Genomic DNA, 8,170 nt, shown 5'->3' on the forward strand with positions numbered 1-8,170 from the left:
TTCTTCTTGCTTGGGGGGCAGCGTTTGCTTTGTATTTTAGTGTGATTCCGGGCCGATGGCTGTTTCCGGGCCGATGGTTTCCGACTCCCGGTCTGTGGTTGTTTCCGTTGCCAACGTTCGGGCGGTGGTCATTTCCATTGCCGATATTGGGTCTGTTGCTGCCGTTATTGGGTCGATTGTTGTTCCCGTTTCCGACTGCCGGGCGACCGTTGTTGTCAGGGCGATTGTTTCCTTTTGACGGAGTTACGTCAGGGCGTCTGTTGGTCGGGCGGGAATTATTCGGACGGGTATTGTGAGAAGAGGAATTTCCTCCGCGGCGATTGTTGCTGTTGTTGCGTTGGTTTGATGTGCGCTCAGTGCGTTTTTCGCGGCTTTCTCTACTTCGGTTCTGGGCTTCGGTGCATGGCATTGATAAAAAGAAGCAGAGCAGAGTGGCTGACAGTGTTTGTAAGAATCTTCTCATTGGTGTAAAAGTTAATGGTGAGAATGTCGCTATATTTAGTTAGAACATTCTCACCATTTAAAGTTTAGAAGAGGATTTTATAATAAAAGTTAAAGCTTCCCGGACTTCATGGTACGGGATTGAGGATCAGGCATCCTCTTCCTGGGCTTTTTTGTCGGTCTCAGATGCAGCCAGAGGATTCCAGCCCTGTGCGCGCAGAGGTATTTCAGTGCCGTCGCGGGTGATCATCGCGCATCCAAGCGAAGGCTTGGTGATGTGGCCGATGAGTTTCACGCCGGGCATTTTCTGGATCTGCTCATGATAGTGGAGGGGTACGGTGAACAGAAGTTCATAGTCCTCGCCACCGTTCAGAGCCGCTGTCACGAGATTCATTCCGAGCTCTTCGGCCATGATGGCAGTCTGATAGTCGATCGGGATGCGGTCTTCATAGATGCGGCATCCTGCATCGCTCTGCTTGCAGATGTGGAGGAGTTCGGAACTGAGGCCGTCACTGATGTCCATCATGGAAGTGGGGACTATTCCAGCTTTGGCAAGTTCCTCTATGATGTCACGGCGGGCTTCGGGTTTGAGCTGGCGTTCGACGAGATATTCCTTGCCTTCGAACTTCGGAATGAAGTCAGGACGTCCGGCTGAGGCTGTCTTCTCGCGTTCGAGCAGCTGCAATCCCATGTAGGCAGCGCCAAGGTCGCCTGAGACACAGATGAGATCCGTGTCCTTGGCTCCTGAGCGGCTGACAACCTTGTCGGCCGGTGCATCGCCTATGCAGGTGATGGAAATAACGAGTCCCTGACGGGAGGAGGTGGTGTCGCCTCCGACGAGGTCTACGCCATAGATCTGACAGGCAAGACGGATGCCGGCAAACAGCTCTTCGATATGCTCGACAGTGAAGCGTTTGGAAATGCCCAGAGAGACGGTGATCTGACGCGGAGTGCCGTTCATGGCATAGACATCGGAGAAGTTCACGATGGCTGATTTGTAGCCAAGGTGCTTCAGCGGTACATAGGTCAGGTCGAAATGCACTCCTTCGAGAAGCAGATCTGTCGTGACGAGTATGTCTGTGTCATGATTGCGGAGGACTGCGCAGTCATCGCCCACGCCCTTGACGGTCGAGGTATTGACGTTTTCGAGTCCTGCGGTGAGTCGGTCGATCAGTCCGAATTCGCCGAGTTGTGAGATTTCCATAAGTTCCGACGGTCTTTATTAGAAGCGGTTGACGAGTTCTTTCATGATTTCAAGACACTTGGGCTGGGCGATGAGCGCTGCCTGCTGCACTTCTTCATGAGTGGGGACCTGGGTCACGTCTTTGCCGCCAAGGTCGGTGATGACTGAAATGCCGAATACTCTCATTCCGGCGTGGTTGGCCACGATTACTTCAGGAACGGTCGACATGCCCACGCAGTCACCGCCGATGATGCGGTAGTATTCATATTCAGCGGGAGTTTCGAAAGTCGGTCCTGTCACACCTACATACACACCGTGCATGAGGCGGATGTTTTTCTCAGCGGCGATGGCATCGGCGAGGCTGATGAGTTCCTTGTCATAGGCGTTGGTCATGGCCGGGAAGCGGGTGCCAAGCTCATTGTAGTTTTTGCCGCGGAGGGGATTTTCGGGGAAGAGGTTGATATGGTCGGTGATCACCATCACGTCGCCTACGACAAACTCCTTGTTCATGCCGCCTGAGGCGTTGCTGACGAAGAGGGTGTCAACACCGAGAGCCTTGAACACGCGGACAGGGAAAGTCACCTGTTTCATGTCGTAGCCTTCGTAGTAGTGGAAACGGCCCTGCATGGCGATGACTTTTTTGCCGCCGAGTGTGCCGAAAATCAGGTTGCCGCTATGGCCTTCGACGGTAGAGACCGGGAAGTTGGGAATTTCGGAGTAGGGGATGTAAAGTTTGTCGTCCATGTGATCGACGAGAGCGCCAAGGCCAGTTCCGAGAATTATGGCAGTCTTAGGCATATCGGCCACTTTCGAACGCAGAAAGTCAGCCGTCTGGTTGATTTTTTCTAACATGTTGGTAAGGTGTATTTTGATGATTATTAGATGTCTTTTTTCAGACGATCTTTCAGTCTATGACTTAAACAAACGTGAGTCACGGATTGTTTTTTCGATTCCGGCTGTGAATTCCGCATCTCCCCGTTCGATGAATTCGACTTTGATGGGCACATAGAAGATGGATTTTTTCAGTCTGTGCGGGAAATAGGGGTTGTTGAGGATGCGGACAGCGTCTTTTTCAGTGGTGACGATGAATTTGTTGTCCGAGGGCAGTTCGTCGAAGAGCCGGCTGATCTCCTCCATGTCGGAGGCAGTGAAGTTGTGGTGGTCGGTGAAGCGTTTGAGTTTCACTTTGGCCTTGTGGCGACGCAGGAAGCGGGCAAAGGGTTTGGGATTGGCCACTCCGGTGATGACCAGGATAGAGTTGTCGGCCTTCAGACTGTCGAGAGCCGGGATGTCGGAGGCCTCGTCAGGGAAAATAGGCACCAGGTGGCCGTAGTTGTAACGCGAGAAGTAGAGTTTCTGGAAGGGGAAGAGCTTGAGGTTTTCTTCAAACAGCCGATAGTGCATCGGTTTCATGTCGGCGGGACATTTCGTCACTACCACGATGTCGGCGCGGTTGAGCGAGCGGGCCGATTCTCTCAGGCGTCCGTAGGGTAGGATCTTGTCGTTGAACACCGGGCGGTTGTATTCGGTGAGGATCACCGAGACCGATGGCTTGACATAGCGGTGCTGGAAAGCATCGTCAAGGATGATCATGTTGAGATCCGGATTGATCTCGCGCATCTGGCGGATACCTTCGGAGCGCTTTTCGCAGACGGCTACGGTGATGTCAGGGCCGAATTTGCGGTAGATCTGATAGGACTCGTCGCCGATGTCCTCAGGGCGGGACTGCGGTGAGGCCAGGACGAAGCCCTTGGTTGCACGGCGGTAGCCGCGTGAGAGCACTCCGATGTTGTATTTGCCAAGCAGTGACTCCACGATGTATTCAACGTGGGGAGTCTTGCCGGTGCCCCCCATCGCGAGGTTGCCGACAACCACGATCGGGATGTCAAATTCCTGCTGTTTCAGAATGCCGTAGTCAAACATTTTGTTACGCACCACCATTCCGATCCCATAGAGTTTTGAGATCGGGTAGAGCAGAAGCATTGAAAGGAGTCTGTTGCGGGCCACGGATTCTGTTTTTTTGTTTTGACAGGTGGGGGAGAGAATGAATAAATTCGCTTAGAGGTTTACTTCGGTGAAATCCATCCGGCACTGGAGCACCGACATGCCTTTGACACGGTTGATGGTTTCATAGAGACCGGCCATTTCGCCAAGTTCGCTGCGGATCAGAGAGGCTTTCAGGTCGATGCCGGCTTCGAGAATCATGTCATACCATTTGTTTTTGCTGACAGGATATGAGCTGATTGTGTAGGATTCGACGTTGAGCTGCTTGGCCATTGCTGCGATTGCGGCATCAAGGCCTCCGAGTTCGTCGACAAGACCGAGTCTGAGAGCCTCGCTTCCGTCCCATACACGGCCTTCGCCGATGACTTTGATTGAGTCCTGGGAAATGCCGCGGCCTTCGGCACAGCGTGAGGTGAAGAGATCATAGCCTCGTTCGACATAGGCCTGCATGGCGCTTTTCTGCATTTCGGTCATAGGCTCCATGATTGTCGGGAAGTTGCCGTTGGCGTTTGTCTGAACGATCGAAGTGTTGATTCCGAGCTTGTCTGACATCAGAGTCTGTATGTTGGGGATCAGTCCGAAGATGCCGATCGAGCCGGTCAGAGTGACGGGCTGGGCGAAAATCTTGTCGGCCCCGCAGCTGATATAGTAGCCTCCTGAGGCTGCATAGTCAGCCATAGATACGTAGAACGGATTGCCGGTCAGTTTCTTGTACTGTTCAAGCGCTTCCCAGATCTGTTCGGATGCGAAAGCGCTTCCGCCGGGAGAGTTGACATACATGATCAGGCCGTCGATATCGTCATTTTCGGCAAGCTCAAGGATTTCCGGAACCATTTCGGCGGCCACGATGCCGTCGCCTTCGGAGTCGGTGATATCACCTGAAGCATAGAGAATGGCGATGTTGGCGCCTTTGCCGTTGCCGACCTTGCCGGTCTCGTTCACTTTGGCATAGCTTGAGGTGGAGATAGTCTCGATGTCCTTGATTTTGTCGCAACCGGTGAGGTCGGCGATCTTGCGGTCAAATTCGTGGCGGTAGGCGAGACCGTCGACGATCTTCATGTCCGGATATTTTTTTGCGTCAAGAGTGAAGATGAAGTCATCGGCCCATTTGTTGATGTCGTCGACCGAGACTCCGCGGCCCTCGGCTATGGTAGAGCTTACAGTCTGCCAGATGTTGCCGAGGAACAATTCCTGCTGTTCGCGGGCCGGTGCGCTCATGCCGTCGAGGATGTAGGGTTCGACGGCGCTTTTGTAGGTGCCGACTTTGACAACCTGGACGTCGACGCCGATCTTATCCAGAAGTTTGTGGAAATAGAGTGAGGTGGATGCGAGGCCGTGGATGTCGACCTGGCCGATCGGGTTGATGAAGATGCTGTCAGCGGCAGCGGCGGCGATGTAGTAGTCGCCCTGGGTGTACATGTCGCCGTAGGCGTAGATCCACTTTTCCGGGGCGTCCTTCTTGAACTTTCTGAGGGCTTCGATGATTGCGGATCTCTGGGCCAGTCCGGCAGCAGCGCCGTTGCAGTTGATGACGATACCTTCGATGCGGCTGTCATCGGCAGCTGCGAGGATAGAGCCTGTGATGTCTCCGAGTACCTGCATATTCTTGTCGACGCCGTTGATGACTGTCGAGAAATCCAGTTTGGGAGTCCGGTCAAGGATTGGACCGGAGAGGTCAACGCTAAGTACTGAGTTGCTGTTGACCTTGACGGTGGTTGTGCTGCCTCCGGAAGATGCCATTGCTGCCACAATGACAATAAAGAAGCCGATCACGGCAAGGAGAAGCGAGAACCAGATACCGGCAAGTGCGCCGAGGAACGAGATGAAAAAATTCTTCATTTTAGGTGAGGTGATAGAATAATAGCGCTAAAACTCTACAAAAGTACGACATCGCCTCGGCAATAACAAATTTTCGGCTATTTAATTAATGTATAGTCGCGTTTATGTCTGCTTTTTCTGTCAGCTTTCTGCCGTTGCCGGGAGGGAAGAATGACGGATTTTGATGAAAATCCTGTGTTTGCTCCAAACCGGCTGGAATAGGATTCATTTGGTAAATGGATGGTAAAATTGTGCCTTGAAATGTTTAAAAATGATACTATTTTAACAAATAAATGTCAAAAATGGTCAAATCTGATATCTTTATAACATTTTTATGTTTTATAACCAAAATAATGTTTATCTTTGTGATCAAACCTTTAATAAATCCAGCCTGACATAAAGGATTTACCTACCTTATTGTTTATTTTACACAGTGTCAAGACCATGAATAAAATCATAACCGAAATCACGCCGCTGTCGGAGAAAGACTGCTTCTATCTCATAGACAGGTATAAAGACCGCTTTACATACCCCATTCATCGCCATGAGGAGTATGAGCTGAACTTTGTTTCAAATTGTGATGGCGCGCGTCGGGTGGTCGGCGATTCAATCGAGACACTGGGAATGTATGATCTTGTCCTTATCGGCAACGGAATCGAACACGGATGGGAACAACACAGTTGTGTCAGTGATAAGATACGTGAAATAACGATACAATTCTCATCAGATCTTTTCGGCTCATCGTTTCTCGCCAAAACGCAGCTGTCGAGCATCCGCCGGATGCTTGATCTCAGTTCCAACGGCATTGCCTTCACCGTCGACAGCATCATGAGGGTCTATCATAAACTTGACAATCTGACAAAGATCGAGTCGGGCTTCTACCGGATGCTCGAACTGATGTCGATCCTCTATGAACTTGCCGAGGACGGACATTACCGCAAGCTCTCAAGTTCGTCATTCGCCTCGCTCAAACCGACAGGCGACAGCCGGAGGGTGCAGAAAGTCCAGGACCATATCAACAAACATTATAAGGAAGAGATCCGTCTCAACGATCTGGCCGACCTTGTCGGGATGACGCCGACAGCATTCAGCCGCTTCTTCAAACTCCGCACAGGCCGCTCGATTTCCGACTATGTCATCGACATACGCCTCGGTCATGCCTCGCGCCAGCTCGTCGACTCGACCACTTCCGTGGCAGAGATCTGCTATGAGTGCGGTTTCAACAATGTCTCGAACTTCAACCGCATTTTCAAGAAGAAAAAAGGAAATTCTCCGAAAGTTTTCCGCGAAATCTATCAGCACCATAAAATGCTCGTCTGATATTTCGCCACGATATAGCTCCACGAACTAAAATCAGAATCCGATTCAAGCATGAAAACATTATTTACTACAATTATCTCTGCAATTGTGCTCTCCGCTATGGTGGGTTGCGGAGGCACATCTGCAAAGAGTGAATCAACCGATGCGGCTGCCGACAGCGCTGCCGCCTTTGTCAGGCCGCTTCATGTCAGCGGCACCGCTCTGCTTAATGAGGCCGGTGACACCATCGTACTTAACGGACCATCACTGGGATGGCACTGCAACTGGGGACGCTTCTACAACGAAGGAACTGTCCGGGCGCTCAAGGAGAACTGGGGGGCCAACATCACCCGCGCGGCCATCGGCGCACATCCCTCAGGCGACTGCGTCAACGGTTATTCGGTTGACTCGGTAAATGCTGTCAATCTCGCGATGAAAGTCATCGACGCGGCCATTGCCAATGATATGTACATCATCTGCGACTGGCATTCGCATGACAACACACTTGAAGACGCAAAGAAATTCTTCACCGTCATTACGGAAAAATACGGCGACACACCCAATATCCTTTATGAGATCTGGAATGAGCCGCTCGACATCCCCTGGCAGGAGATCAAGACCTATGCCGAGGAGGTGATTCCAGTGATCCGCAAGAATGCCCCCAATGCGGTGGTGATCGTAGGCACTCCCAAGTGGGACCAGGATGTTGACATCGCCGCAGAAAATCCGGTCGACGCACCGAATCTGCTCTATTCGCTCCACTACTATGCCGGAACCCACAAGGACTGGAACCGCGAAAAGGCTCAGAAAGCCCTTGAGGCCGGACTGCCGCTCATCATCTCGGAATGCGGCTCGATGGACCACACCGGTGACGGCCCGATCGACTATGAATCGTGGCAGCAGTGGATGCAGTTTGCTGACGACAACAACATCTCCGTACTGATGTGGGACATCGCTGACAAGAACGAAACCTGCTCCATGATCTCGGCCTCAGCCTCTGACAACGGCCAGGAATGGACCGAGGACGATCTCAAGGAATGGGCCAAACTCGCCCGGAAGACAATCCGCGAGCGCAACAGCCGCTACTCGAAATAAAAAAACGCTGGTCTCAAACCGTGACTTAGCATCTAAAAGATATACACAACCCAAGAAACTCAGCACATGAACATCTTCAGAGGGTGTTTCATAACAAGAGTAAAAATCTGAGTGGTGTATCTTTTAGATAAATTGTTGTAAATGCGGAAGGAACATAGCGAGCTATGTGACTGACGAATTTCAACAATTTAGCAAAAGAGACACCAAGGCTCAGGTAACTTTAAAAAGTCTCAGACATGAAATTATTAAAAAATAGTAGTGGTGCGATAAAAATCCAACCACTGCGATTAATATATTAGTATTTAGTCAAATACAAGAGTACATTGATTT

General features: G+C 51.3%; 6 protein-coding genes and 1 pseudogene. 2 read left to right on the forward strand and 5 right to left on the reverse strand.

What is annotated here, in order from left to right; translation table 11 throughout:
* From K2H17_RS07165 to sppA, 5 genes and pseudogenes are all read right to left on the reverse strand, one after another.
* Positions 1-463: pseudogene (locus K2H17_RS07165) on the reverse strand (hypothetical protein); the annotation flags it as partial.
* Positions 464-589: 126 nt separating this feature from the next.
* Positions 590-1,645 (reverse strand): thiamine-phosphate kinase, encoded by a 1,056-nt coding sequence (gene thiL, locus K2H17_RS07170; RefSeq protein ID WP_300133141.1) that lies wholly within the window; start codon positions 1,643-1,645, stop codon positions 590-592.
* A gap of 18 nt (positions 1,646-1,663) precedes the next feature.
* Positions 1,664-2,476, reverse strand: coding sequence for a purine-nucleoside phosphorylase (locus K2H17_RS07175; protein ID WP_300133144.1), 813 nt, complete (start codon positions 2,474-2,476; stop codon positions 1,664-1,666).
* Positions 2,477-2,533: 57 nt separating this feature from the next.
* Positions 2,534-3,631: a tetraacyldisaccharide 4'-kinase gene (gene lpxK / locus K2H17_RS07180; RefSeq protein ID WP_300133147.1), complete on the reverse strand. Its 1,098-nt coding sequence runs from the start codon at positions 3,629-3,631 to the stop codon at positions 2,534-2,536.
* Between the two features lie 51 nt (positions 3,632-3,682).
* Complete coding sequence (gene sppA, locus K2H17_RS07185; protein WP_300133149.1) at positions 3,683-5,467, reverse strand: signal peptide peptidase SppA; 1,785 nt, start codon at positions 5,465-5,467, stop codon at positions 3,683-3,685.
* Positions 5,468-5,890: 423 nt separating this feature from the next.
* Between sppA and K2H17_RS07190 the strand changes: the two genes are divergently transcribed.
* Positions 5,891-6,766 (forward strand): AraC family transcriptional regulator, encoded by an 876-nt coding sequence (locus K2H17_RS07190; protein ID WP_300133152.1) that lies wholly within the window; start codon positions 5,891-5,893, stop codon positions 6,764-6,766.
* 51 nt (positions 6,767-6,817) lie between these two features.
* Positions 6,818-7,840, forward strand: coding sequence for a glycoside hydrolase family 5 protein (locus K2H17_RS07195; RefSeq protein ID WP_300133155.1), 1,023 nt, complete (start codon positions 6,818-6,820; stop codon positions 7,838-7,840).
* The last annotated feature ends 330 nt before the right edge of the window (positions 7,841-8,170 follow it).

The organism is Duncaniella sp., assembly GCF_029054785.1.
Classification (GTDB): Bacteria; Bacteroidota; Bacteroidia; order Bacteroidales; family Muribaculaceae; genus Duncaniella.